Source organism: Pseudomonas sp. MWU15-20650 (genome assembly GCF_023242475.1).
Taxonomy (GTDB): Bacteria; Pseudomonadota; Gammaproteobacteria; order Pseudomonadales; family Pseudomonadaceae; genus Aquipseudomonas.
This window is the reverse complement of sequence record NZ_JALJFG010000021.1, coordinates 71724-97531: the sequence shown is the minus strand read 5'-3', so window position 1 is coordinate 97531 and position 25808 is coordinate 71724. Positions and strand designations below refer to the sequence as shown.

The following is a 25808-nucleotide window of genomic DNA, read 5'->3' as shown; positions in this document are numbered from 1 at the left end:
CACATTGCCATCGGGAGCAAGCCCCCCCCACATTTGAACTGCAGCGCATTCAGCACTGCCTTCCATCACATCAGTTCAGCACTGCAGCGCCTAGCTTCTGGGCCTTGCGACGGCTCGCCACAAACAACCCCGCCAGCACCACCAGCAAGCTCAGGATCCCGGTCGCAATGATCTCGACCCGGTGCGCTTCCTGGAACAGCATGATGGTCAACGTCCCCACGATAAACACCATCACTGCATAGGTCAGGCCCGGGAACAGCCACATCTTGAAGACGATTTTCTCGCCCGCGGCCGTGCGCTTCTGGCGCATGCGCAGTTGCGACACCGCAATCACCAGGTACACCAGCAATGCAATGGCGCCGGAGCTGGCCAGCAGGAACTCGAACACCGCCGCAGGTGCCACGTAGTTGGCAAACACCGCCAGGAACGCTGCACCGGTGGACAGCAGTACCGCCCAGTAAGGCGTGCCGCTCTTGTTGGTGCGCTTGGACACGGCCGGTGCATCACCGCGTCGCCCCAGGGAGAACAGCATGCGCGACGCCGTGTACAGCGCCGAGTTGAGGCAGCTGGTCACGGCAACCAGGACCACCAGGTCGACGATCAGCTTGGCATTCGGAATGCCCATGCGTTCCAGCACTGTCTGGTAGGAGCCTACGGCGGCCAGGGTCGGATCGTTCCAAGGCACCAGGGACACTACGATGAAGATCGACAACAGATAGAACAAACCAATCCGCCAGATCACCGAATTGGTGGCCTTGGTGATTTGCTGGCCCGGGTTCTTCGATTCAGCCGCCGCGATGGTGACGATCTCAGTGCCCATGAACGAGAACATGGTGGTCAGGATCGCTGCCAATACCGCGCCCATGCCATTGGGCATGAAACCCTGGGTGTCGAACAGGTGCGAAACGCCGCTGACCTGGCTGGTGGGCAAGAAGCCGAAAATAGCCGCCAGGCCGAGGATGACAAAGCCCACAATCGCCACGACTTTGATCAGTGCAAACCAGAACTCGAATTCACCGTAGTTCTTCACACTGAACAAGTTAGTCGCCGTCAGCAGCAACGTAATGATCAGGGTAAAGGCCCAGATCGCCACGTCGGGAAACCAGGCATGCAGGATGGTTGCCGCAGCGTTGGCTTCCAACGGAATCACCAGCACCCAGAACCACCAGTACAACCAGCCGATGGTGAAACCGGCCCAGTGGCCAATCGCTCGGTCGGCATAAGTGGAGAACGAGCCCGTGTCCGGTGACGCAACGGCCATTTCGGCCAGCATCCGCATCACCAACACCACCAGCGTACCGGCAGCCGCATAGGCCAGCAGTACCGCAGGGCCGGCGGCAGCAATCGCGTGGCCGGAGCCTACAAACAAACCGGCGCCAATAACGCCGGCAATCGAGAGCATGGTGACGTGACGCGGTTTGAGCCCCTGTTCGAGGTCATTGGAGCTTTGCGTACTACTCATTGACACACCTTTACGAGGAATTGCGAAAACGGTCCGCCCGGCCTGGAGCCTTTCTCGTGAAAAGAATCCAACGGGGCGTTCTTTATTTTTTACGCAAGATTTGCGCCAAAATGTTACATCTCCACGATTGACGCGGGCTGTAGGATAATTCGTCAGCCATCGCAAGTCGTTGAGAACAATGGCATTCCGCTATAGCGTTACCGTGCGACCCACATTCAGGACGCCTGAGCGCACCAAAAACACACACAGAAAGTCAGTGACGCTCCATTAAAGGGCTGATATGGACCGTTTACCCGGTTAACCCTTCCAACACCCGGCCAAAGCTGGCACCATCGCGCCCTTTTTTACGCGAAGCCTGTGGATTTCTCGGGTTCAAACGTCTGTTAGGTTGTTGATGGCGCGACACACTCCTGCGCCGATGCGACACCCTGCCGCAGACCACCCGTTAACCGCCCGCAGCGCTGTTGGCTGCCATCCGAACGCTATGCTAGCTTGGCGCCTCGCCAGGAAGGCGGCCCAACAGCGTCGAACGCAATGAACACAATGAGGACCGCACATGGCCGAGGCCACGCCCGCGCTTGAAATCCGCAACTTGCATAAACGCTATGGTGAGCTGGAGGTACTCAAAGGTATCTCGCTGACCGCTCGCGACGGCGACGTGATCTCGATCCTGGGTTCTTCCGGTTCCGGCAAGTCCACCTTCCTGCGCTGCATCAACCTGCTGGAAAACCCGCACCAGGGCCAGATCCTGGTGGCTGGCGAAGAGCTCAAGCTCAAGGCGGCAAAAAACGGCGAATTGATGGCCGCCGACGGCAAGCAGATCAACCGCCTGCGCAGTGAAATCGGTTTTGTGTTTCAAAACTTTAACCTGTGGCCGCACATGAGCATCCTCGACAACATCATCGAGGCCCCCCGCCGCGTGCTTGGCCAAAGCAAGGCTGAGGCGATAGAAGTGGCCGAAGCCCTGCTGGCCAAGGTCGGCATTGCCGACAAGCGCCACGCTTACCCTGCTCAACTCTCCGGCGGCCAGCAACAACGGGCGGCGATTGCGCGTACGTTGGCGATGCAACCCAAAGTCATCTTGTTCGACGAGCCCACGTCGGCCCTTGACCCGGAAATGGTCCAGGAAGTACTTAATGTGATCCGCGCGCTGGCCGAAGAAGGCCGCACCATGCTGCTGGTCACCCATGAAATGGGCTTCGCCCGCCAAGTGTCCAGTGAAGTGGTGTTCCTGCACCAGGGCCTGGTCGAAGAGCAAGGATCGCCACAGCAGGTGTTTGACAACCCGCTTTCGGCGCGCTGCAAACAATTCATGTCCAGCAACCGCTAACGGAGCAACATGCATGCAGAACTATAAAAAATTCCTTCTGGCCGCGGCCGTTTCGATGGCGTTCAGCGCCACGGCCATGGCAGAAACCTTGAAGATGGGGATCGAAGCAGCCTACCCGCCCTTCAACAATAAAGACGCCAGCGGCAACGTCGTGGGCTTTGACAAAGACATCGGCGACGCCCTGTGCGCCAAGATGAAAGTCGAGAAGTGCGAAGTGTATGTGTCCGACTGGGACGGCATCATCCCGGCCCTGAATGCCAAGAAGTTCGACTTCCTGGTGTCCTCGCTGTCGATCACCGATGAGCGCAAGCAGGCCGTCGACTTCACCGACCCGTACTACTCCAACAAGCTGCAATTCATCGCACCGAAAGCCACTGCGGACTTCAAGACCGACGCTGGCTACCTGAAGGGCAAGATCATCGGTGCACAACGTGCAACGCTGGCCGGTACTTACCTGGAAGACAAGCTGCCGGACACGACCGCCAAGCTCTACGACACCCAGGAAAACGCCTACCTGGACCTGACATCCGGTCGCCTGGACGGCATCCTTGCCGACAAGTACGTGCAGTACGAATGGCTCAAGAGCAAAGACGGTTCCGCCTATGAATTCAAAGGCGACCCGGTTGTAGAAAGCGACAAGATCGGTATCGCCGTACGCAAAGGCGACCCACTGCGCGAGCGCCTGAACAAAGCCCTGGCAGAAATCAAGGCAGACGGCACCTACAAGAAGATCAACGACAAGTACTTCCCGTTCAGCATCGAATGATCTGAACGGCCTGCCCGGCGCGCTCCCTTGAGCGCGTCGGCTTTTAGCAATGCCTGCCGCGATATGAAAACACCATGAATTTCGATCTCTACGGATTCGGCCCCGCGCTTGCTGCCGGCGCGCTGATGACCGTCAAACTGGCGCTCACGGCCCTGTGCCTGGGCTTGGTGCTCGGCCTTGCCGGTGCCTTGGCCAAGACTTCGCCGTACAAGCCGTTGCAATGGCTGGGCGGTGCTTATTCGACCATCGTTCGCGGTATTCCCGAACTGCTGTGGGTACTGCTGATTTACTTCGGCACGGTCAACCTGATGCGTGCCCTCGGGGAGTTCTTTGGCAACCCCGACCTTTCGTTGAGTGCCTTTGCCGCCGGGGTCATCGCCCTGGGCCTGTGCTTTGGTGCCTACGCTACGGAAGTGTTCCGCGGCGCAATACTCGCCATTCCCAAGGGCCACCGCGAAGCCGGCGTGGCGTTGGGCTTGTCGAAATTTCGGATTTTCACTCGGTTGATCATGCCGCAGATGTGGCGCATCGCCCTGCCGGGCCTGGGCAACCTGTTCATGATCCTGATGAAAGACACCGCCCTGGTTTCGGTGATCGGCCTTGAAGAAATCATGCGCCACGCACAGATCGGCGTGACCGTCACCAAGCAGCCATTCACCTTCTTCATGGTGGCGGCATTCATGTACCTGGGCCTCACCGTGCTGGCGATGACCGGCATGCACCTGCTGGAAAAACGCGCCGGTCGTGGCTTTGCGAGGAGCACCCAATGAGCGGCGACTACAGCTGGCTGTCGCATTTCGACCTGGGCTTGAACTGGGCGGTGATTATCAAGTGGCTACCCAAATTGGCGCAGGGTGCGACCCTTACCCTCGAACTGGTGGCCATCGCCGTGATTGCCGGCCTGCTGCTGGCGATACCACTGGGTATCGCTCGCTCTTCACGCCGCTGGTATGTGCGCACTTTGCCTTATTGCTACATATTCTTCTTCCGTGGCACGCCGTTGCTGGTGCAGTTGTTCCTGGTCTACTACGGCCTGGCGCAATTCGATGCGGTGCGTGAGAGCTTCATGTGGCCGTACCTGCGCGATCCTTTCTGGTGTGCCACCGCCACCATGACCCTGCACACCGCCGCCTATATCGCCGAGATCCTGCGCGGTGCGATCCAGGCCATCCCGCCGGGTGAGATCGAAGCAGCGCGGGCCCTGGGTATGTCCAGGCCCAAAACGCTGTTCTATATCATCCTGCCGCGTGCCTCACGCATCGGCCTGCCGGCGTACAGCAACGAAGTGATCCTGATGCTCAAGGCCAGCGCGCTGGCCAGTACCGTGACCTTGCTGGAACTGACCGGCATGGCCCGGACCATCATTGCCCGCACCTACCTGCCGGTGGAGATCTTCTTTGCCGCCGGGCTGTTCTACCTGCTGATGGCCTACATCCTGGTGCGCGGCTTCAAACTGCTGGAACGCTGGCTGCGCGTCGATGCCTGCCAAGGACGTTGAGGCACGCTTCCAGGCACTGGATGCGTTCCTGATCGAGCACCAAGGGCTGTGGCGACCACGGCCCTTTACGCACCTGCAATTACCTTGGGAAACCCAGCATCCCGAGCTGGCCCAATGGCTACGCCGACGCTCACTGGCCGACGCCGAAGCCTGTCACAACCAACCACACAACCTGCCGGCACCCGCGCCGTTTCCAACACTGGCCGCGCAGGCCCTGCAACTCAGTGCTGTGGAAAAGTTACCGACACAGGCACTTGAACCGGCTCGCCATCGGCTGAATGTCGATGTGCCCGGCCGCAAGTGGCAACAGATCGAAGCCTTCGGCGCCGCGCTGCATTTTGCCCAACCGCCTGGACATTGGCTGGATTGGTGCGCCGGCAAAGGTCACCTTGGCCGCCGCCTGCTTCGCCCCGGCCAACAGCTGACCTGCCTGGAATACGACCCCGCCCTGATCGCCACCGGCAAAGCCTTGAGTGATCATCATGGCTTGCTTGTCACCCATCGCCTGCAAGACGTGATGGCCGATGTGGCGATCAGCGCCGAGCACACCCCCGTCGCCCTGCACGCCTGTGGTGACCTGCATGTGCGCCTGCTGCAATTGGCCAGTGCAGCAGGCTGTAAACAATTGGCACTGGCACCCTGCTGCTACAACCGTATCAGCACCGACCGTTACCAACCGCTGTCCGGTGCCGGCTGTGCTTCGGCGTTGCAGCTGTCGGTCGATGATCTCGGCCTGCCGCTCAGCGAAACCGTCACCGCCGGCCACCGCGTACGCCAGCAACGGGACACGTCCATGGCTCGGCGCCTGGGCTTTGACCGCTTGCAGCGGCAGCTACGGGGCTGTGACGAATACTTGCCGACACCGTCCCTGCCCACTCACTGGCTGCAGAAACCCTTCGCCGACTATTGCCGGGAGCTGGCGAGCCTCAAGGGTTTACCCACAGGCGAACAGGATTGGGCGGCGCTGGAAGCACACGGCTGGCATCGTCTGGCCGAAGTACGCAACCTGGAGTTGGTGCGAGGTCTGTTTCGGCGCCCGCTGGAAATGTGGCTGGTGCTGGATCGAGCACTGTTCCTGACAGAACAAGGCTACAAGGTTGAGATCGGCAGCTTCTGTGAAGCGACGCTGACACCACGCAACTTGATGGTGCTGGCCGAGCGCGATTAGGGGGCAAAATTTCCTACGCGTGCCCTGTGGATAACTCTGTTGATGAATTCTTTACAGAGGCTGTGGCTATAAGCGTTACGAGCCAAAAGCCATGCTGGTCATTTTTTGTTCACAAAATAAAACGCACGCAAAACAGGCAGTTGCAGCGTGTTGAGAGCCGCCGCACAAAATGGCTGTTTCGTGACAGCCTCCACCAACCAATTGTGCATAAGCATCTGGCGTCAAGCGTATAAACCGACCTTTACGCGTTTTTTTTCGGTGCCTTCAGCAGCAGGCACAATTCATTGATGTCATCACTGGCGAGCCGCTTCACCACGTTATCCAACGGGTCGGCAGCAAAGGCCAGCGCCTCGTTGATCGCCACATCACGATGAACTTCCAGCGGAGCTTTACCAAGGTGTTGTTTGAATGCCTCAACCATGTCCAGGCTGAACGCATTGCGCTCGTCCACCTGGTTGACCACCACATGCACAACGGGCGGCCGCTCGCCTTCAAGGTAGGGCGCAAGCAGGGTGTCCAGATGGTCCAGGGTGCCAAGACACGCCGCGTCAGCCTGCACAATGACCAGCACCACGTCGGCAACGCTCAACGCTTGATGGAAATAGACGTTATTACCGGCGGGCGTGTCGATGATCACCGTGTCCCGTTCGCTGAGGCCCAAGGACGAGAGACGACGCGCCAGCCAGCTCGGTTCATGCTTGAGCCAGCGCTCCAGGTTCTCTTGCTGTTGGATATCGATATCGCCGAAGGTAATCACCTGGCAGCCGGCAAAGCCCACCTGCTGCAACGGCCCCCATGCCCCATGCTCAAGACTGGTGCGCCCGATGCCCGGTAATGTGGAACTGACCCCGAAGTGATGGTGCAAGGCGTTCTGTGGGTCCAGGTCCAAAGCCACCACCGACTCGCCATGGCGCTGTAAACCGCTGCTCAAGGCCGTGGCCAAGGTGCTGCGGCCGACACCCCCATTGATCGACACCAATGCCACTATTTTCGGACGCAGCACAGGGGTCTCAATCAATTGTTGCGAGAGACTTTCGTCAGCAGGAACGCTGCCAAAAAAGTGCATCCGCGCATCAATGCCCTGGGCATCACGGATGACATTTTTACCGAATAACGCCAGAAGTTCTTCGCTAAGGCTCATAGCCTGCTCCTCACGACGCAGCTTAAAGACGTGAAGGTCGGCAAGCGGGTACTCACCGCAGGTCTTTTTATAGGCGTCACACTGACATGCATTCTGTGACAACCATGGCAAAGTGTCATTATTTTGATGTTTTTATCGATATTTTTTTAGATGAACGGTACAGCGTCAACTTAATGACCTGGCACCTTATTGGTCCCACACGGGAGGCATACCGCACCTCGAAAGAGCAGACCCAGGTGCAAGCGAACATGACGTCTACTGGCACTTACGGAGCCGGAAACTGCAGCCCCTGATGCGTGCAGATGCCCTACCACAGAGCACCCTCTCGACGACAAAAAAGCGTCCGCCACCAGAAAACCCCACCCTTTGTAAAAATAGTCAGAATTCAGGGGTTTACATAACCTTTCCAATCGCTATAATCGTCGCCCTAACACGCCGGTATAGCTCAGTTGGTAGAGCAACTGACTTGTAATCAGTAGGTCCCGGGTTCGACTCCTGGTGCCGGCACCATACAAGGTTCCATAGAAAGCTTTCAAAATCTCTGGAACCCCCGAAAAACCCGCCTTCTGGCGGGTTTTTTCGTTTTAGCGTTCCATCGGTTTCCGTCAGAAACTGGTGGATTCCAACCGTTTTAAGGGTAGAGTTTGGGATACAGGTCACTTCGATAAAAGGGAGTACCCTTATGTCGCGCACCACAGCTCCGCTCTCCGACGCAGCTTGCCGCTTGGCAAAACCTACAGACCGCGCCTACAAGCTTTTCGACGGCGATGGCCTCTACCTCCTAGTCCAACCCAATGGCCGCAAAGGCTGGCGGCTCCGTTACGTCAAACCTGACGGACGCGAAGGACTGACCTCGTTCGGCAACTATCCCGTCATTGGCCTCGCCGACGCGCGCCGCAAGCGCTTGGAGGTCAAGCGAATGCTGGCGGATGGCATTGATCCCATAGAGACCAAGCACCAAGCCAAGGCGGAAGCCGTGATCAAAGGCAGAACCTTTGAAAGCGTTGCGCTCGACTGGCACACGGAAATGTCGGCCAAGTGGGCACCAAGCCACTCCAAGACTGTGATGAGCCGCCTCAAAACCCACGTGTTCCCGCTGATCGGCGCTCGCGCCATTGTCGACCTCGACACCCATGACCTCATGCAGCCCTTGGAAGCGATCAAGAAGCGCGGGACGATCGACGTTGCTTTAAGGGTACAAAACTACCTGCAGAGCATCATGTGCGAGGCAAAGCGCCTCCGGCTTATCACCATAAACCCTGCTTACGATCTCGAAGGCTCGATCAAAGCCCCGCGGGTGGTACATCGCCCCGCTCTACCCTTATCGAGACTGCCGGAACTGCAGGAGCGGATCGACACCTATAAAGGCCGGGCACTTACCCGTCTGACGGTGATGCTGTCGTTGCATGTGTTTGTACGATCCAGCGAGCTGCGTTTCGCACGCTGGAGCGAGTTCGACCTCAAGCGCGGCACCTGGGAGATACCGGACACTCGACCCGCGTTGGAGGGAGTACCCTTTTCCACAAGGGGTACGAAGATGGCAGGGGATATCCATTTAGTACCCTTATCGCCGCAAGCAGTGGCGCTACTCGAAAAAATCCATGCACTCACAGGTAAATTCGCATTGGTCTTCGCAGGGGATGCCAACCCCTGGAAGCCCATGTCCGAAAATACCGTGAACAACGCGCTTCGGACGATGGGATATGACACCAAAACCGATATCTGCGGGCATGGGTTTCGTTCGATGGCCTGCAGCGCACTGATCGAGTCCGGACTGTGGTCCGAGACCGCCATTGAAAGGCAGATGAGCCACAAGGAACGCAGCAACGTCCGCGCCGCTTATATTCACAAGGCAGAGTTCATCGAGGAGCGCAGGCTGATCATGAACTGGTGGAGCCGGTACCTGGAGGCCAACCGGCAGGAGCATGTCACTCCACACGAATTCGCCAACCAGATTGGAGATAACGTTACTCGGATAAAGGCGAAGCCTGGCATTGGCGCAGAGAGGAGGAGTTGATATGGATATCTCAACCGCACAAAGCATCAAGCTCGCCATTGTGTCGGCAACTGGACTGTCAAAAGACGCGCTGCATATCTATTTGGGCATGGCGGTCTATTTGACGTTGATCGTTGGCACCCGACGATTCAGGCCATACCTTGGCTGGCTGGTTGTTTTCATCATTGCGTGTGCAGGCGAGTGGGTAGACCGGCGAGACGATATTGGAAGCTTCGGATACTGGCGCTGGCAGGCAAGCGCTCACGACATTCTCAACACGTTGTTTTGGCCGACGGTGCTGACACTGCTTTGGCTTTTAAAGTGCCGCAGTAAAGCAAGCGTACATCCGTAAGACTCTCGCAATCTGCTCTGCCACGCGGGTCCATCCAAACAGGGCTGCAAAGCCGCCCTGTTTGGATGGACCTCACCTAAAAAATCTAAAGCCCACGCAACTGTCTGTGGAAAACCACGGATTTCCACCGGTGGATAATTTCATCCACAGCCGTAGAACTCCCGAAAACTCGAGCCTTGACCAAAATTATCCACAGGCGTAGAAAAGATCGGGCAAAGAGCTGTCGTTGACAGCAACCCAGGTAGCCAGAACCTTAAAGGCTACGCCACACCGTGGTGGTTCTCCCAAAGTGCGATTAGCGTCCGGCGGCTCGCACGGTCACAACGATGTGATGGATGCCTACTTTTACCAGGGTGCCCACTGCGGCAACTCATCCCCCTTTCATAGCTGCTCTGCAGCAACCTATCCGCTTGGCCATTCCCGTGCGCCAACCTGCGCCCGTCTCTTTCTCCCGGAAAGAGACGGGCGCTCCTACCGCTGCTGCAACCCACCTCGTACAAGGCTTTGCGGCATTCCCCCTCGTGACAATCGGCGTGACAAACACCGAAGTCACCAGCAACAGCGATGCAGATGATGGTGCCGCAGCCTACGGAATGGACTGCACCTGACTGACAGTCAGGCACGCCCCGGTCATCGCTTCACTGCCTTCACCCGACTCAGGATCTCGCGGCGCCGGTCTCGTCAGCCAGCGTAGCCTCCACCCGCCCACTTCTTCGGAAGTGTTCAGGAGGCCAGATCATGAGATGCCCAAGCTCCCGGTCGTAAAGAGCCGCCAGTCCCGCGTTAGTGGACAACCCTCACAGGTCGCAGGGGCCTTGATCCCTGATAACACTCAACATCCTTTGCGGGATGACGTGGGGCGAGGATCGGAGAACGGGAGATGAGGTGATTGAGATGGCATTGGTGGGTAGACGCGATGGCCGCAATTTCGGCTACGGCAGGCAATTGAGCTACGCAGGACCGCAGGCATTGAAAGACATGTTCGGCGGCGGCCACTACGGCACGGTGAAGGCACACTGTGATCGGTGGCAGGCATTCGTGAAGTGGTGCCGCTCAGATCTGGGCCCCGGTATCAATGATGCGCGGCAGATTGATCGGAAGGTGTTGGCGGACTATGCGGCGTATCTGCGCGACGTGGTTAGGCGCGGTGACCTCGCCGTCAGCACCGCACAAAATCGGCTTTCCAGCGTTAACAGGACCATGGCGGCGCTTCGCGGTGATCAGTACGTGAAGTTGCCAAGTCCGAGCAAGGCGTTGGGTATGCAGCGTACCGGGGTCCGTCACTCGGTTCCGCAGGGCCAAGACCGCGAACAGGTTAAGCAGGTCGTCAATGTGCTTTGCAACCATCATCAGCTGTGGGCCGCCGCGATTGTTCTGTTGGCGCGAGCCACCGGCATGCGCTTGCGTGAGGCCATATTGGCTGACCTGCCACGGCTAAGCCGTGAAGCTAAGAACTTCGACAAGATCAATATCCAAGACGGTACGAAAGGTGGCCGCTCCGGCACCTCGGCGCCACGTTGGATTGCGGTGGATGACTATGTACTTGATGCGCTTGCATTGGCGGAGCAGGTGTCGCCTCTGGGTAGCCGCAACTTGATTGCGCCAAATGAAAGCTACTTGAACGTGTTGCAGGAAGTCGTCCGCCCGGCGCGGGACATCCTTCATGCACAGAATCTTAAAGCCCTCCACGAGTTACGAGCAGCGTTCGCATGTGAAAGCTATGAACGGATCACCCATCACCGCGCACCTATCAACGGCGGTGATTGCTCTCGGATAGATCGGCGCCTTCATTTTGAGGCTCTGAGGCAAATCAGCTATGAGCTGGGACACGGTCGAATCGACGTGGTCGCCGCCTACATTGGGGGTAGGCATGAGTAAGCCATTCGATATGGAGATATTTTTAGCTGGGGTATTGACCGGGTCACACGCGACGCGTGAACGTCATTTGCGTCAGTCCAAGATTATCCAAGCAGAGATTGCAGAACGCTGGCAGCGGCTGACGCCATGGACTTGGCAGAGAAAGCATGTTGCGTGGTTTCTCGATCATCGGCTAGGTCGGCGCAGTGAGGCGACACGGTATTACTATTTACTGACTGTACGTCTGCTCACTCGTCGTTTAGCAAAATCATGGGTTTTCAAACTCTGAGTGAGATTCAGGTTTGGATAGTTACGGACGACAGCAATAGACCCAGCGATGACACTACCGCCAAGCAAAATGATGACCTACAGGGAAGCTAAGGGTAGTCACAATTCGTCCCCTTACTCGGTGTTTCCGTCTACGAAAGGAGCTATATTGTGATTTCCACCCTTTCAACCTGGATGAACGATGACGAACCGAAATGGAAATTACTGCGCGTTCTATGTTGCAGAGCCGTTCAACGAAAGCTCACTTAAAGCTCACGCCACTCCCGACTTTGTTTATTACAACATGTTGCGTGCATGGAAGGGTAAAGACTCAGCCTTCCCTTTCAACGACTCGCATGCCAAAACCTATAGCGTCAGGGACGGCAGTGACTGGGAAGCTACTTTGAAGCCTAGATTGCGCCAGCGCCTACAGGTTTCGAAAAACATCATTCTATTTCTAAGCAACTCCACTATTGAGTCGAAAGCGCTTAAGGAAGAAATCGAGTATGGTATCAGCAACCAAGGACTGCCGGTGATAGTCGCATATCCTGGATTTGATCTGCTCTTGAGCAATGGAAGTTTGAAAAAAGAAGTCAAAGATCTTTGGAATAAGCTTCCAACATTCAAGAGACTGATGGACGGAGTGCCAACACTTCACATTCCTTTGCAAAAAGACGCAATCACAAAGGCTTTAAGCAACTCTAATTTCTCGCTCTCGACTAAGTGCAAACCTAGCATCTATCGCTATGACGAATGATGACTGAGCTAAATTGGCGACTGCTTAGGAGAGCATTGTGAAAAAAGTAGATTTTTTTGATCGGCAATTGGTAAAGGATTTTAAAGAAAGAATTTCAACGGTGAGTACTGTCTTCTCACTTTTTTTGATTTTCGTAGAGATCCCTTCTGACAAAAAAGCTGCTGCGGGATGTATTTTTGTTTTAGCCCTAATTATTTTATATATAATTCTGTGGCAGCGCGCGAACAAGCTAAACCTGGTTGAGCTTGACATTGAAGGAAGCAAAGTAACAATAAAAAGCGGCGATATTTTTTCGGAGCGCGGACTTAAGGTTATTGCCTTTAATGAATATTTTGACACAGTGGTTGACGACAAAATAATCTCTGCACACTCTTTAAATGGTGTATTCATAAATCACCACTTACCTGCAACACTAGCAAAACTCGACCAACACATAGAGAACTATGCATTTGATGCGGATGAGCTTGCCGAACGCAATGATGCACGAGCGGAGGGCAAGAAGCAACGCTACAACATAGGCACTCTATGTGTATATGACGATTTCATTCTCGCTGCCTTTTCAAAATTTGATAAGAGCAATCGTGCGGTTTTGACTATGCCAGAATACTTAGAATTTTTAATTAATTTCTGGGATAGGATAAATAAGGTCTACGCCCAACAAAGCGTGTCCACGCCAGTGTTCGGCTCGGGAATCACCAGAATAAAAGAACATAAAAATATTACGGACGAAGATCTTCTGAAAATAATGCTGTGGACTTTTCGAATTAGTGAAATGCGCTTCAAATACCCGGCAAAACTTACCATCGTCGTTCACAAAGACAAAATGGCCAGTATTAACCTTCTTGATATTAAGTCAGTAAGAAACGGAATATAAGAAACTCAGAGACGATACCATCACTGGCATTCGCTTAAGCCTTAGTATCCTCTTCTGGGTGAAAGCAGCCATTTTCAAAATGGCTGCCTCCGAATCATAACTAATTATTGCTATTGCAAGGTTCTACGCAATGAAGGCGAGACATTACTGATCGCGCAGTCTCCACCGATAAACCAGGTGACGGAAATTTTTCGCCCACCCGCAAGAATTCTCAAGCAGTGCTCAATCAGAAACGGGGTCAAGTCAAGACACTTTTTAATTTGTGAAAAACTCGTGCAACCATTGTTCACAATCGCGGAAACAACTGAGCTAAAAACAGCGTCATAATTGCTCACATGCTCACGAGCATACAATTCAAATCCTGCATCAGTGAGCGCTATGGACGGCATTTCGCCTCCAAGAAAATGCTGAAGTTCAAACGTGCCGTGTTCACCGAGAAACTCAATGGAGTCTCTAAGCTGGTGCTCAGGCATAACCAACTCGCCATCCTTGCAAAATGCTGAAATGTTTATGTGTCTCGAGCCTGTTTTTATCGCGAAATCACATGCAAGCTTGCACACCAAGCTGTCCACGTTATTATGCCCCGCGACACTTACACCGAAGCTGCCCACGTATGCTGGTGGCTTACCCAAAGCTGGCTTGTCTGAAACACCAAAGATTGAAGCAATAATGCGCTCAAGACTTGATTGATAGGATGCAGTATCTTCAATACTCTCCCAAAGTGTAGACTTTAACGCTTCAGGAACTTCGCAATCGTCAATTACGACAGGAATCAACTTACTTCCAGTATTGATTCGCTTTACACAAGCAGCATCGAGCTCATACTTAACCCAAGGTTTACTAACGCTATTTTTTGAGAGAACTACAATTACTGCCTGAGCATCTTTGATCCCCTCGTCAAATATCTTTGTAACAAGGCTGTCGCCAGGAAGCATCTCCCACTTATCGAGCCATGCGTCAACTCCATGGGCTCTGAGCTGCTTCGCAAAGTCCAACACGAACCGATCCTTATCCTCACTCGCGTGACTTACAAAAACCTTGGGAGACATATCCATTCTCGTGTTTTGATGATTGCGAATTATGAGCACAATTGGTGAAAAATCGCTACAAAATAGCACTCCTAGGTTAGCGTAGCGTTCTCAGCGCGTCGGATGCGAAGCGCGGTAGGCAGAACGCGCTCAGTTGGAGGTGACGACTGCTGTGGATTGTACCAACTGCATCTTTGAGTCCCTTGCTACTTGCCGTGCCCCAATAATGAAGGCGCGAGAGGCTGTCGTGTGTGGAGGGCAACCGCCCCTTAGTTAAGCTTTTCTTGCATGTATGAAAGCTCGGGCGAGGTATGAAAGGGTAGTTTTAGAGATAGCGCTCCATGCCTTTAAATATAAAACGCCTATAAATCATGTAGTTATGAACATTTTCGACTCCTGGTGCCGCCCCATATAAAACAAAGCCCTCGCAAAAATGCGAGGGCTTTGTTGTTTCTGGGATTTGGCCCTTCCCTTCCCTTCCCTTCCCTTCCCTTCCCTACCTCCTCCCCTATCCGCCCCACGCGCTTTTTCGGTATAACCGAGCTCCCAGCGTTGTGAACGGACTCCCATGAACGCCCTGAAGCTAATCTGCCTGCTTGTCATCTTCCCCCTGGCGCTGGCCGCCCTGGGAAGTTGGGAACGTCAGCGTGCTGCCGATACCAGCACGGCGGTGATTGATTACAGCGCCAACCTGCTCATCGCCAAACATCAACTGCAGGTGCTGGCAGCTCAGGACCCGGCCGCTGTGGTCGACTTGGGCAAAGAAAAAATCGGCGTACAACTGGCGCTCTCGCGACTGGACAAGATTGAAGCCGAGGTGCCCACCGCGTTTCGTGTCAACCGCGTAATGCTCGAGCTGGCGCCGTGGGTGATCGGCCTTGGGTTGCTCGCCAGCTTCATCGGCCTCGCCGCACTCGTCGGCACACAGTGGGCGGGGCAACGTGCGCAGCAGTCGCGGGAAAAATTGTTGCAGGTGTTCACCTTGGGTAGCCGCCTTTTGCCCTATGTGCTGGTGAGCCACGTTGTGGCGATCGCGGCGACGGTGGCGTTGGTGCTGAGTTACGAAGGCTTGGCGATGTGGCATGTGGGCCGGCTGGGCAGCGGTGAAGTCAAGCTGATGGCGGTGCTGGGCGTGATTGCCGCGTTCTGCGTGTATTCGATCGGGTTGCTGCTTAAACAACTGCGCCACATGTTGGGCATCTTCAAGCCCGAACCGCTCGAGATGTTCGGCCAGGTGGTGACGCCTGAGCAGGCCCCGGGGTTATGGCGGCATGTGCGTGAGCTGGCGAGCAAACTGGGCGCGTTGCCGCCGGATCATATTGTGGTGAGCTTGACCCAAGGCTTTTACGTGACCTCCAGCCCCGCCAAGGTGATGCTGGCCGGGACGCCATTGAGCGGGCGCACCCTGCATGTACCGCTGCTGCACCTAGGCCTGCTGAATCCCGAAGAAATCGGGGCGGTGATCGGCCATGAGCTGGCGCATTTTGCCGGTGACGATACCGAGTACAGCCTGCACTTCCTGCCGATCTACGACGGCGTCAACCGTAGCCTGGGTGCGTTGATGACCACGATGATGGGCAGCGACCTGATCCAGGGTTGGCTGATGCGGCCGTCGTTCATGTTCGGCGTGTTTTTCATGCAGCGTTTTGACCACGCCGTGAATCACTGGAGCCGAGAACGGGAATTGCTGGCAGACGCTGCGGGGGCCCGGTTGGTGGGCAATGCGGCGGCGGCTTCGGCGTTGTTGCGAGTGTCGGTGCTGCATACCCATCTCGAGGATTCAGTGGTGGCGTTATGTGACGCGGCAACAGAGGGCGATTTGCCCGGCGCCGTGCTCGCCGCATTGCGAGAGCGTGAGTTGCAGTTGCCGCCCGAAGCGCTGGGCATTCATCAGCCACCCCCCACCGATTCGCACCCGTCGAATGGCGAACGCCTTAAGGCACTGCAGGTGCACTTGCAGGACGCCGTGCACAGCGCCACCCGCGCCGTGGACGTGGAAAGTGCGAATGCGCAAATCGACGCGTATTTCAGCACACCGCAGGCTGTGCGCGAACAGCTGTCTCTCGAACTGATGGCGGTGTCGGTATCCGAAAACGCGGCACACACTCATATGCTGGAAGCCATGGCCGCCTCGACCGAGGGCGAGCGCGCACTGCATGAAGGGGGCCGATGGCGCGGTACGCTGATGGCGGTGTTGGCGCTGCCGTTCGTGCTGTTGGGACTGGCCATCATGAGCCGGCCCTGGCTTTCCCCCGAGCGCTTGAAAGGCACCCCGCTGTCGGCCGTCGGCGCCGGGGCGGCTATCGGCAGCATCGCGCTGATCTTTCTGTGGATGGGTATCCGCCGCTTCAAACGCGCGCCGCAGACTGCGTTGCGCCTGACGCCGGAGCATTTTGTGTTCGCCAATCTGGTGAAACCACTCCCCATCGAGCATATCGCCAATGTGCGGTTGCAGTTTGCCCAGGGTATCTGGGTAACCGTGGAACTGACGCCGCAAGCGCCATTGCCCGAGCGACGTAAAACCGCGTTCGGCGTGCCGGGTGCACGGGTCAACAAGAAGAAGCGCCTGGTGCTGCTGCAAATGGCGCAACTGTGCATAGACAACCAGAAAATCGAGCCTTACGAAGGGCTGTCGTTAATGCTCGACTACGTGAACGCGTCCGCAGCCCGCAAGATTTTGCATGACCGCCAAGGCTGATGCGCCGACATAAAAAAACCCCGAACCAGTCGGGGTTTTTATCGCCTGGCATCAGGCGCGACGTACGATCAATTAGAAAACGTTGATCGGGTAGTCGGCGAACAGGCGAATTTCGTTACCGCCAACGTTGTAGTTGCTGGCGTTGTTGGAAACGCGCAACCACGAGGCGCGAGCACGCAGGCTCAGGTCTTTGGCTGGGCCGCTCTGAACGACGTATTTGAATTGGTTGAAGATTTCACGCTCGGTGCCACTGCCGCGGTTGGAACCGTCGTCAATGTTGGTACCGCGCACGTAAGCGATGTTGTAGGTCAGGCCAGGCACGCCGAAGGCGCTGAAGTCCAGGCCGTAGCCTGCTTGCCAGGAACGCTCGTCCTTACCATTGAAGTCAGACCAGTAGGAGTTGGCCAACAGGATGGTGTTGCCGCCGTCGCCGACACCGCCAGCATTGCGGTAGCCGCCGTACAGGTAGCCCGTGTCGCCGGTGCTGCGCTGGTGAGCGAGGGTGAAGCTGTGCGGACCAACGGCCCATGTAGCGCCCAAGCTCCAGATTTTGTTGTCGCGAGCGTCCGCATCACCTTGGTTTTCCAGGGCGAAGCTGCGGTCCAGCTTGGTTTTGTAGCCGTTGAAGTCAAACGTCAGCGATTGTTTTTCTGGCAGGGCCAGCACGTAGTTGACGTTAACGTATTGCTTCTTCAGTACGTCCTGCATGTTGGAGGCGTACAAAGCCGCCGACAGGCTTTCGGTGAATTTGTAGCTACCACCGATGTAGTCGATGCTTTTCAGGGCACCGCTGTCGCTGCCTTCGGCGCTCTTGCGAGCTTCCTTGGTGAAGTGACCGGCGTCCAGTTGCAGACCGGCGATCTCTTTGGAAACGATCGAGGTGCCCTCGTAGGTTTCCGACAACAGACGGGAGTTATCGTATTGCAGGACCGGCACGGCTGGCATTTGCTGGCCGTACTTGATCACGGTGTTGGAGATGCGTGCCTTGACCGCTGCGCCGCCTTTGGCCAGGTCGCTGGCTGCTTCGCCGCTGTCGCCTTGCTTGAAGAAGTCGATACCGCCAGCGCCGCTGCGACCTTTACCACCGTCCAGGCGGATCGCGTATTGGCCGATGACGTCCACACCCACACCTACGGTGCCTTGGGTGAAGCCGGACTCGAACTTGCCGATGAAGCCTTGGCCCCACTCGGCTTTGTCTTGCTTGCCGTTTTTGTAGTCACGGCTGATGTAGGCGTTACGTGCTGCGATGTTCAGGTGGCTGTCTTCAACGAAACCCTTGGATTGCTCCTGGTCGTTAGCCATTGCCTGAGTAGCGCTCAAAATCCCCAGAGCGATCAGACCCATCCGTTGCTTCAACATTTTCTTATATTCCTTATTACTGGTTGAGTACGCACTGTGACACCAGGCTCCGTGTTGCTTTTCTGGTGTCGACTTTTCCCGGAAAAGAGAAAGCCCGCGAACGACTGAACGCCGCGGGCCTTTTCTTATTTTTGAGTGAGTCATGGCGGTGAGCCACAGGCGTTGGGCGCAATCCTATGCGCGCGCGGAACTATGTGTCAATTTCGTGAATCGTCTGTATTTAGGCGAAATAATTCTAAGCATTGACCGACAGCGCTTCGGCGAAAGTCTGTAAAACGCCTCTCGCCCCCTCAAAAACACATCAAGTAACAAACTCAGCAGCACTATTTTTGTGAATGAACAACTCACGCAAATGCAAAGCATTATCATTGGCGCGCAATTTCTTCTCACATATTCTGGATACATTCCCTTATGCCTGCCCCTCGCCTGGCGCCCATGACCCTTGGGCTCTCTGTCTTGTTGTCTGCCGGATTTACCTGTGCGGCTACGGTCTTGCCCGAAACCTCGATCAGTGCCGAAATTGACCAAGACGACCCACGTGTCAGGGAAAGCAGCACCGCCACCCGCACCTCGACCTCCGTACGTTATGTGCCGCAAGCGATCGACTCCGTGAAGACCGAAAGCCTGCGTTCCTACGGCACCAACGACCTGGGCCAGGCGTTAAGTGGCATCCCCAACGTGAGCAGCGGCGCAGACACACGCTTCGACAGCCTGCGCATCCGTGGTTTCGACGCGAGCAATGACTTCTACCTGGACGGCATTCGCGACGACAGCCAATACGTGCGCGACCTGCATAACATCGAGCGTATCGAAGTACTCAAAGGTCCGGCAGCGGTACTTTACGGGCGAGGCGGCCAAGGAGGCATCGTCAACCGTGTGAGCAAATTGCCAATGCCCGGCCATCCGTCGAGCATCGAAGCCCAAGGCGGCAGTCATGATCTGCGTAGCCTCTATGCAGACCTCAGCACCGACCCTAGCGACACCATCAGCCTGCGCTTGAACATGGGCAACCAGGACAACAACAGCTTTCGCGACGGCGTCAGTGGCAACCGCCAGTTGTTTGCACCGTCGATGAGCTGGCAGCTCACACCTGTCCTGAACTGGCTGGTGCAATACGAATACAGCCGCTACAACCGCACCCCGGATCGCGGTATTCCCGGGGTCAACGGTCGCCCGGCGGATGTAGGCCGCGGCACCACCTACTTTGATAGCCGCGATTACATCGACGACAAATCCCAGTCCCTGCGTTCCAAGCTCGCCTATGAGCTCAACGACAACTGGCAACTGCGTCACACCCTCGGTGTGTTCAAACTCGACAGCGATTTCGATAACACCTACCAAACCGGCTATGACCCGAAAACCGATAAAGTCACGCGCCAGCGCTGGCAGCAGGACCTGGCCACCCGCAACGTGTTTAACAACCTGGAGTTAGAAGGTGGTTTCGACACCTTCGGCCTGGAACACCGCCTGCTCAGCGGCCTGGAGCTGGGCAGCCAACGTCGCGATCCCAAGCTGTACTCCGCCACCGCGGTCAATCGGGGCGGTCAGGCCGTACCGGGCCTGGACCTCAACCGACCCAACCGCCACCTGAGCCACACCGGGCGCATGAGTCTTTCCAGTAACAACCACACCGAAGTCGAAAGCCGCGCCCTCTACGTGCAGGACCAATTGCGCCTGAATGACCAGTGGCAACTCGTGGGCGGGCTGCGTTACGACCAGTTCGAAGTGGACACCACCAACCAGCTGCTCAATATCCAGCAAAACGTTAAGAGCCACAGCACCAGCCCACGCGTTGGCCTGGTCTGGACGCCGCTGGAACATCACTCGTTCTACGCCTCGTGGAGCAAGACCTTCTCCCCGGCGGGTGGTGGCTTGATCGGCATCACCCCGAATGCCGCCGGCAATGTCAACGACCTGAGCCCCGAGCTGACCAGGCAGAAGGAAATCGGCGTAAAAAGCGACTGGCTCGACGACCGCCTCAGCACCACCCTGGCCCTGTACGAACTGGAACTCTACAACCGCCGTACCACCGACCCGCTGGACCGCACCGTCACCCTGCTCACAGGGGAGCAACGTTCGCGTGGTGTGGAACTGACCGCGACCGGCAAGGTCGTCGGCAATTGGTATGTGCGCGGAGGTATCGGCCTGCAAGATGCCAAGGTCGAGAAGGACAACAACGGCTTCGAAGGCAAGCGCATCAGCGATGTCGCCAAGCGCAACGCCAGCCTGTTTATTACCTGGAAACCGGAAATGGGCTGGTACGCGGAATCGGGCCTGACGCTGGTGGGCGACCGTTATGCTGACAACCTCAACACCGTGGAGCTGCCAGGTTACGGGCGCTGGGACGCGTTAGTGGGCTTGCGTCAGAAAGAATGGGACGTACGCGCGGCGCTGAACAATATCGCCGACAAGCGCTACTACGCCTCGGCAACCAGCGCGGCGCAGATTCAGCCGGGCGAGCCGCGTAGCCTGGTCGTCACAGGCACCTACAGTTTTTAAGCCAACGCCTGCTAGAGGGGTCAGTGGTTCAAGAGCTCGCACAACGCACGCACTTCATCCTCACTGAACAACCCCGCCGGGTAACGTTCACTCATCACGCTGCGCAGGTCGGCTTGCCTGGCCTGTCGCGAGCCGTTTGCCTTCAACCAGAGCGCCAACGCATGGATCGCCTCTCCGTTGACCCGTGTCGGGTGGAACGGGCGCGTGTAGATAAGGTTGATATCGGCATTCATTTCAGCGCTCTCTCCTACTGCGTGAGCGGCTAACTTACTTAAGGTTTGTGACAGAACTGTGCAGTCACCACCTTGGGACACTCTGGCAACACAGATACAAGAGCTATGCCAATGTCCCGTGTTTATAGGCATCAGGACACAAAAAAGCCCGCAACCTAGCTAGGCTGCGGGCTTGCTGTGAACGCTATCTACGGCTCGCGCTCGGTGATCACTCAGACGCTGTTACAACTGCACTCAACTTTTGTGAGGGGCGGGTTGCTGTTGGGTCAGGCAATGGATATTGCCTCCACCCAGTAACAGTTCGCGGCCCGGCACCATCACCACTTCGTGCTGGGGGAACAGGTTCTGCAGGATTTCCTTGGCCTGGTTGTCCAGCGGGTCATCGAAACTCGGCGCGATAATGCCACCGTTGACGATAAGGAAGTTGACGTAGGAACCAGCCAACCGCACGGTCGGATTACGCTCCTGGCTACCGTCCACCGGATCTACACCCGCACATTCTTCCTCGGTGGCATACAACGGCCCCGGGATCGGCATTTTATGCACCGTGAACGCGCGGCCCTGGGCGTCAGTGCTGCTTTGCAGCACGTCCATGGCGGCGTGGCAACGCGCATAGTTCGGGTCTTGCGGGTCGTCAGTCCAGGCCAGCAAGACTTCGCCTGGGCGCACGTAGCAGCAGAAGTTATCCACATGGCCGTCGGTTTCGTCGTTGAATAGCCCCTCCGGTAACCAGATGATCTTATCCACAGCCAGGTGATCGCTGAGCACCGCTTCGATGGCTGCACGATCGAGGTGCGGGTTGCGATTGCGGTTCAACAGGCATTCTTCGGTGGTGATCAGCGTGCCTTCGCCATCGACGTGAATCGAACCGCCTTCGAGCACAAAGCCTTCGGTGCGGTAACGCGGTGCGCGCTCGATCTCAAGGATCTTGCCGCCCACCTGCGAGTCACGGTTCCAGGGCGAATACAGGCCACCGTCGAAACCACCCCAGGCGTTGAAGTCCCAATTCACCCCGCGTACTTCACCCCGGTTGTTGATCACGAAGGTCGGCCCGGTATCCCGTACCCAAGCGTCGTCGTTGGACATTTCCACCAGGCGGATATTGGGCACGTCCAGGCGGGCACGGGCGTTTTCGTATTGCCCGGCGGACACCGCCACGGTCACCGGTTCAAACCGTGCGATGGCCTTGGCCACGGCCACGTGGGCGGCTTGTGCCGGCTTGCCACCCAAGCGCCAGTTGTCCGGACGCTCGGGCCAGATCATCCAGGTTTGGGTCTGGGGTGCCCATTCGGCGGGCATATGGAAGCCATCGGCGCGAGGTGTGCTGTGCAGGGTGGTCATGGCGATCAGGACTCCGAATGGGGTGAAGGCCGACTTTATAACGGATAAAAATCGGCTTTAAAAGCGCCCAAAGATCTTGAGCGATAAATATGACAATAAATAACCGATAAGAATCGATTAACTACAGCTGCTCATCCAGCACCTTCGACAGCATGTCGACAAAGAAATCCACGCTGCGCCTGGAAGTGACCATCGGTGGCTTGATCTTGAGGATGTTCAGATAGTCGCCGGTAGGCTGCATGAAAATCCCCAGTTCGCGCAGGCGATCACACAACTGTGCGGTTTCCTGCGTCGCCGGCTCCAGGGTTTGCCGATCGCGTACCAGCTCCAGGCCCAGATAGAAGCCGGAACCATGCACCGCACCCACCAAGGGATGATGCTCGATCAGCGCCTCCAGGCGGGCCTTGAAATGCCCGCCCACTATCCGCGCGTTTTCCCACAGTTTTTCTTCCTCCATCACGTCCAACACGGCCATTCCGATCCGACAACTGACCGGGCTCCCTCCCGACGACGAGAAGAAATAGCCCTCGGCCTCCAACGCTTCGGCAATCTCTCGACGGGTAATCACCGCGCCCAACGGCTGACCGTTACCCATGCCTTTGGCCATGGTGATGATGTCCGGCACCACCCCTTGCTCTTCAAAACCCCAGAAGAAATGCCCCATGCGGCCGTAGCCGACCTGCACTTCGTCAGCGATGCACACGCCTCCTTGGGCGCGCACCCGCGCATACACCTGCTGCAAATAGCCCGCCGGCAATGAGATTCCCCCGGCGTTGCCATACACCGGCTCGCAAATGAACCCGGCCAGTTGGCGTTTGTTCGCGGCGATTTTCGCCAGGTTATGCTCCACGCTTCGCACGTAGTCCGGCGCGCTGTCCGGCCCACGGAACTCGCCTCGATAGGTATTCGGTGCGGTCACCGGGTGCACCCAGTCCGGGCGGCTGCTCAATGCCTGGGGGTTATCGGCAATTGACGTGGATACCGCATCCGCCGCCACTGACCAGCCGTGGTACGCCTCCAGCACACTGAGCATGTCGCGCCCGCCGCTGTAGGCCCAGGCCAGGCGGATAGCCAGGTCATTGGCCTCGGTGCCGCTGTTGACCAGGAACACCCGGTCCATGCCCTCCGGCGCCAGTGCCAGCAGGCGCTCGGAAAACTCGGCAATCGCCGCATAGTGAAAACGTGAGTTGGTGTTGAGCAACGACCATTGCCGCGCCGCCACCGCGGCCATGCGCGGGTGGCCATGGCCCAGCACGGCCACGTTGTTGAGCATGTCCAGGTAGGATCGGCCCTGCATATCGATCAGATGATTACGCCAACCCCGCTCGATACGCGGCGGGTCAACGTAGTAATGCTTCTGCGAACGCGCGAAACTGGCATCGCGCCGGGCCAGCAGGGCCTCAGGGCCCAGCTCTGGTTCAGCATCACAGGCCAGCCCGAGCAGCATCGCCGGTGAGGGGCACAACGCCTGCCACGCCAATGCCCTGGAGGGTGTGCAGAACAACGGCGGCTCAAGGTCGGCGCGGCACAACTGCACGATCAACGGGCCGTGGACCTCACCCAGTATTTGCCCTTTCACCACCAAGGCACCGGGGTGGAGCAACGTTTTCACGCCCCACATACGCACACTCAGCCGGGGATCGTACACACACAGGAAACCGTCGCTCCCTTCACGCAATTCACCGGCAAAGGGGGCCTCCAGCACGGTGCCATGGGGAAGGTGCAGTTCAACGTGAAGGGGGAACGTGTCCGGTTCTACAGCACTGTCGGGACAGGTACGCGACAACCGATATTGCCCGTAACGACTGGCCGCCAGCCCATGGACTGTGGCCGCTTCATCCAGCAACCGCCGGTCTATGCCCGAGGTTTCCCAATTGCCCGCCTCGAAATGCGGGCTGAGAACGCCCAGGTCGATCAGCGCGAACTCACGCCCCACCAGTCCCGGTAGCAGCGGCGCGAAATCCAGGCTGGCTATCGATGGCAGCGCCTCACCGACGCCACTCAGAATCGCCGCTTCCATCAGTTCAAACGGCACCGATGTGGCTATGCGGAAGATTTCCCACTCATGTTCAGCGTTTTTCAATAGATAGGTGTTATCGGGGTCCAGGCGTTGCTGTTGTTCACTGCTGAGCACCAACACCGCCGCGCGGGCGACAATCAGTGGCCACAACACCTGCAGTTCTTCGCGCTGCAAAGGCGTAACCGCATGACACGCCTGGATCGCCGGCAGGATGGCAAACGGATCGCCGTCGGCATGGTGCAACAGGGCGGCGCAGGTCACCGACAAGTCGGCAATACGCCAGGTGCGCACCAGATCGCCAAAGTCGATCACACCCTGAATGCGCCAATACCGCTGGGCATCACGCTGCCACACCACGTTGTCATCGGTAATATCCATGTGTACCGCTTGCCAGGGCAGGTGTGCAGCCAACGGACGGACACGCGCTTCGACCTGCGTGGCGACCTGCTCCAATTCGGTGCGGTGGGGCAGGTTCTGCAAGGTCGCCAGCAGGTGGGTGATCAGTTCGTGGGCATGGCGTGGGTCCCATTGCAGGGTACGCTCCAGGCCTGGATGCTCGAAACCTGCCAGTGCACGGCTCATCTGCCCGCACAACGCACCGAAACCTGCGATCACGTCGCGACCCAGGTGAGGCCTATGGGTTAAAGGTTGACCGTCGATGTAATCCAATAGCCGAAGGTGCAGGGTTTGTCCCTCGACGCTCACCGTCAGCAACGCCTCGCCACTCAGGGCCTTGATGACCTTGGGTACACGTACATGGGCGTGGCTCTGCAGTTCGTTGAGGGCCGCATGCTGGGCCTGGAGTTCCACGGCAGCGTAGTCACCCCGGCAGATCTTCAGAACGAAGCGGCCATGTTCGCTGTCGATCTTATAGTTGAGGTCTTGTTGGCTGCCCAATGAATGCAACGTGCCAGCAATGCCATAATGCCGCTCCAGTAAGTAAGCCGCCTGGCCGGGGCTCACTTGGGGGCAGGGCAAACTGGCACGGTGAATCAACGTGGCAAGCAACATTGTGACGACCTCTGTTTTTTCAGGCGTCTATATCGCCATTGTTCAGGGGCGATAATCAACCCCTTATGCTCGCCGCGCTTGCACCAGCCCGATTCACAACTCAAGCTATGCTTCTTTCGCTAAATGTCCGTCTAAGGAAAAGGCCCTCGAC

General features: G+C 57.1%; 20 protein-coding genes and 1 tRNA gene. 14 read left to right on the top strand and 7 right to left on the bottom strand.

The features are described 5' to 3' along the window. Positions 1 to 70: 70 nt before the first annotated feature. The gene (gene gabP / locus M5B43_RS17050) at positions 71 to 1462 is read right to left on the bottom strand and encodes a GABA permease (RefSeq protein ID WP_248751181.1); all 1392 of its coding nucleotides are present in this window, start codon (positions 1460 to 1462) and stop codon (positions 71 to 73) included. Positions 1463 to 2018: 556 nt separating this feature from the next. On the opposite strand from gabP, the gene M5B43_RS17045 reads away from it, so the two are divergent. From M5B43_RS17045 to M5B43_RS17025, 5 genes are all read left to right on the top strand, one after another. Beyond that, complete coding sequence (locus tag M5B43_RS17045) at positions 2019 to 2792, top strand: ABC transporter ATP-binding protein (protein WP_248751180.1); 774 nt, start codon at positions 2019 to 2021, stop codon at positions 2790 to 2792. Between the two features lie 13 nt (positions 2793 to 2805). Then, on the top strand, positions 2806 to 3558 hold the full coding sequence (locus tag M5B43_RS17040) for an ABC transporter substrate-binding protein (protein WP_017138657.1): 753 nt from the start codon (positions 2806 to 2808) through the stop codon (positions 3556 to 3558). Between the two features lie 74 nt (positions 3559 to 3632). Beyond that, positions 3633 to 4328, top strand: coding sequence for an ABC transporter permease (locus M5B43_RS17035; protein ID WP_248751179.1), 696 nt, complete (start codon positions 3633 to 3635; stop codon positions 4326 to 4328). A 38-nt stretch (positions 4329 to 4366) separates the two neighbouring features. Next, positions 4367 to 5056: an ABC transporter permease gene (locus tag M5B43_RS17030; RefSeq protein WP_248751183.1), complete on the top strand. Its 690-nt coding sequence runs from the start codon at positions 4367 to 4369 to the stop codon at positions 5054 to 5056. Further along, a complete protein-coding gene (locus M5B43_RS17025; RefSeq protein WP_248751178.1) occupies positions 5037 to 6224 on the top strand; it encodes a methyltransferase in 1188 nt (395 codons plus the stop codon). Before M5B43_RS17030 ends, M5B43_RS17025 begins: the two co-directional genes overlap by 20 nt. A gap of 241 nt (positions 6225 to 6465) precedes the next feature. Here the strand turns inward: M5B43_RS17025 and bcsQ are convergent, their stop codons facing one another. Then, positions 6466 to 7365 (bottom strand): cellulose biosynthesis protein BcsQ, encoded by a 900-nt coding sequence (gene bcsQ / locus M5B43_RS17020; RefSeq protein ID WP_248751177.1) that lies wholly within the window; start codon positions 7363 to 7365, stop codon positions 6466 to 6468. A gap of 434 nt (positions 7366 to 7799) precedes the next feature. Here bcsQ and M5B43_RS17015 point away from each other — a divergent pair. From M5B43_RS17015 to M5B43_RS16985, 7 genes are all read left to right on the top strand, one after another. Further along, positions 7800 to 7875, top strand: a tRNA-Thr gene (locus tag M5B43_RS17015). A 172-nt stretch (positions 7876 to 8047) separates the two neighbouring features. Further along, positions 8048 to 9382 carry an integrase arm-type DNA-binding domain-containing protein gene (locus tag M5B43_RS17010; RefSeq protein WP_248751176.1) on the top strand — a complete coding sequence of 445 codons (1335 nt, stop codon included), beginning with the start codon at positions 8048 to 8050 and terminating at the stop codon, positions 9380 to 9382. Position 9383: 1 nt separating this feature from the next. Then, positions 9384 to 9713 carry a hypothetical protein gene (locus tag M5B43_RS17005; RefSeq protein WP_099602149.1) on the top strand — a complete coding sequence of 110 codons (330 nt, stop codon included), beginning with the start codon at positions 9384 to 9386 and terminating at the stop codon, positions 9711 to 9713. Between the two features lie 894 nt (positions 9714 to 10607). Beyond that, on the top strand, positions 10608 to 11591 hold the full coding sequence (locus tag M5B43_RS17000) for an integrase domain-containing protein (RefSeq protein WP_248751175.1): 984 nt from the start codon (positions 10608 to 10610) through the stop codon (positions 11589 to 11591). Continuing rightward, positions 11584 to 11859, top strand: a complete 276-nt coding sequence (locus M5B43_RS16995; protein WP_223481381.1) for a hypothetical protein — start codon at positions 11584 to 11586, stop codon at positions 11857 to 11859. Before M5B43_RS17000 ends, M5B43_RS16995 begins: the two co-directional genes overlap by 8 nt. Before the next feature lie 180 nt (positions 11860 to 12039). After that, positions 12040 to 12594, top strand: coding sequence for a hypothetical protein (locus M5B43_RS16990; RefSeq protein WP_223481382.1), 555 nt, complete (start codon positions 12040 to 12042; stop codon positions 12592 to 12594). A gap of 37 nt (positions 12595 to 12631) precedes the next feature. Further along, complete coding sequence (locus M5B43_RS16985) at positions 12632 to 13468, top strand: macro domain-containing protein (RefSeq protein ID WP_248751174.1); 837 nt, start codon at positions 12632 to 12634, stop codon at positions 13466 to 13468. Positions 13469 to 13578: 110 nt separating this feature from the next. On the opposite strand, the gene M5B43_RS16980 is transcribed toward M5B43_RS16985, so the two are convergent. Continuing rightward, entirely contained in the window at positions 13579 to 14517 is a 939-nt protein-coding gene (locus M5B43_RS16980; protein WP_283099511.1) for a toll/interleukin-1 receptor domain-containing protein, read from the bottom strand. Between the two features lie 547 nt (positions 14518 to 15064). Between M5B43_RS16980 and M5B43_RS16975 the strand changes: the two genes are divergently transcribed. Continuing rightward, positions 15065 to 17194 (top strand): M48 family metallopeptidase, encoded by a 2130-nt coding sequence (locus tag M5B43_RS16975; RefSeq protein WP_248751172.1) that lies wholly within the window; start codon positions 15065 to 15067, stop codon positions 17192 to 17194. 72 nt (positions 17195 to 17266) lie between these two features. Here the strand turns inward: M5B43_RS16975 and M5B43_RS16970 are convergent, their stop codons facing one another. Then, entirely contained in the window at positions 17267 to 18553 is a 1287-nt protein-coding gene (locus tag M5B43_RS16970; protein WP_248751171.1) for an OprD family porin, read from the bottom strand. Between the two features lie 411 nt (positions 18554 to 18964). Between M5B43_RS16970 and M5B43_RS16965 the strand changes: the two genes are divergently transcribed. Then, a complete protein-coding gene (locus M5B43_RS16965) occupies positions 18965 to 21052 on the top strand; it encodes a TonB-dependent siderophore receptor (RefSeq protein WP_248751170.1) in 2088 nt (695 codons plus the stop codon). A 20-nt stretch (positions 21053 to 21072) separates the two neighbouring features. Here the strand turns inward: M5B43_RS16965 and M5B43_RS16960 are convergent, their stop codons facing one another. The 3 genes from M5B43_RS16960 to M5B43_RS16950 all read right to left on the bottom strand — a co-directional run bounded on the left by M5B43_RS16960 (position 21073) and on the right by M5B43_RS16950 (position 25657). Next, a complete protein-coding gene (locus tag M5B43_RS16960) occupies positions 21073 to 21285 on the bottom strand; it encodes a hypothetical protein (RefSeq protein ID WP_248751169.1) in 213 nt (70 codons plus the stop codon). Positions 21286 to 21519: 234 nt separating this feature from the next. Next, entirely contained in the window at positions 21520 to 22626 is a 1107-nt protein-coding gene (gene aguA, locus M5B43_RS16955) for an agmatine deiminase (RefSeq protein ID WP_248751168.1), read from the bottom strand. 121 nt (positions 22627 to 22747) lie between these two features. Continuing rightward, positions 22748 to 25657: an aminotransferase gene (locus M5B43_RS16950; protein ID WP_248751167.1), complete on the bottom strand. Its 2910-nt coding sequence runs from the start codon at positions 25655 to 25657 to the stop codon at positions 22748 to 22750. Positions 25658 to 25808 lie beyond the last annotated feature (151 nt).

What these genes read in the sequence shown, in the direction of transcription:
- M5B43_RS16960 (WP_248751169.1), bottom strand. Translation starts at nt 21,285, where the DNA reads ATGAATGCCGATATCAACCTTATCTACACGCGCCCGTTCCACCCGACA.
- M5B43_RS17045 (WP_248751180.1), top strand. Translation starts at nt 2,019, where the DNA reads ATGGCCGAGGCCACGCCCGCGCTTGAAATCCGCAACTTGCATAAACGC.
- M5B43_RS16950 (WP_248751167.1), bottom strand. Translation starts at nt 25,657, where the DNA reads ATGTTGCTTGCCACGTTGATTCACCGTGCCAGTTTGCCCTGCCCCCAA.
- M5B43_RS16995 (WP_223481381.1), top strand. Translation starts at nt 11,584, where the DNA reads ATGAGTAAGCCATTCGATATGGAGATATTTTTAGCTGGGGTATTGACC.
- M5B43_RS17010 (WP_248751176.1), top strand. Translation starts at nt 8,048, where the DNA reads ATGTCGCGCACCACAGCTCCGCTCTCCGACGCAGCTTGCCGCTTGGCA.
- bcsQ (WP_248751177.1), bottom strand. Translation starts at nt 7,365, where the DNA reads ATGAGCCTTAGCGAAGAACTTCTGGCGTTATTCGGTAAAAATGTCATC.
- M5B43_RS17000 (WP_248751175.1), top strand. Translation starts at nt 10,608, where the DNA reads ATGGCATTGGTGGGTAGACGCGATGGCCGCAATTTCGGCTACGGCAGG.
- M5B43_RS16965 (WP_248751170.1), top strand. Translation starts at nt 18,965, where the DNA reads ATGCCTGCCCCTCGCCTGGCGCCCATGACCCTTGGGCTCTCTGTCTTG.
- M5B43_RS17005 (WP_099602149.1), top strand. Translation starts at nt 9,384, where the DNA reads ATGGATATCTCAACCGCACAAAGCATCAAGCTCGCCATTGTGTCGGCA.
- aguA (WP_248751168.1), bottom strand. Translation starts at nt 22,626, where the DNA reads ATGACCACCCTGCACAGCACACCTCGCGCCGATGGCTTCCATATGCCC.
- M5B43_RS16990 (WP_223481382.1), top strand. Translation starts at nt 12,040, where the DNA reads ATGACGAACCGAAATGGAAATTACTGCGCGTTCTATGTTGCAGAGCCG.
- M5B43_RS16980 (WP_283099511.1), bottom strand. Translation starts at nt 14,517, where the DNA reads ATGTCTCCCAAGGTTTTTGTAAGTCACGCGAGTGAGGATAAGGATCGG.
- M5B43_RS17040 (WP_017138657.1), top strand. Translation starts at nt 2,806, where the DNA reads ATGCAGAACTATAAAAAATTCCTTCTGGCCGCGGCCGTTTCGATGGCG.
- M5B43_RS16975 (WP_248751172.1), top strand. Translation starts at nt 15,065, where the DNA reads ATGAACGCCCTGAAGCTAATCTGCCTGCTTGTCATCTTCCCCCTGGCG.
- M5B43_RS16970 (WP_248751171.1), bottom strand. Translation starts at nt 18,553, where the DNA reads ATGTTGAAGCAACGGATGGGTCTGATCGCTCTGGGGATTTTGAGCGCT.
- M5B43_RS17035 (WP_248751179.1), top strand. Translation starts at nt 3,633, where the DNA reads ATGAATTTCGATCTCTACGGATTCGGCCCCGCGCTTGCTGCCGGCGCG.
- M5B43_RS17025 (WP_248751178.1), top strand. Translation starts at nt 5,037, where the DNA reads ATGCCTGCCAAGGACGTTGAGGCACGCTTCCAGGCACTGGATGCGTTC.
- gabP (WP_248751181.1), bottom strand. Translation starts at nt 1,462, where the DNA reads ATGAGTAGTACGCAAAGCTCCAATGACCTCGAACAGGGGCTCAAACCG.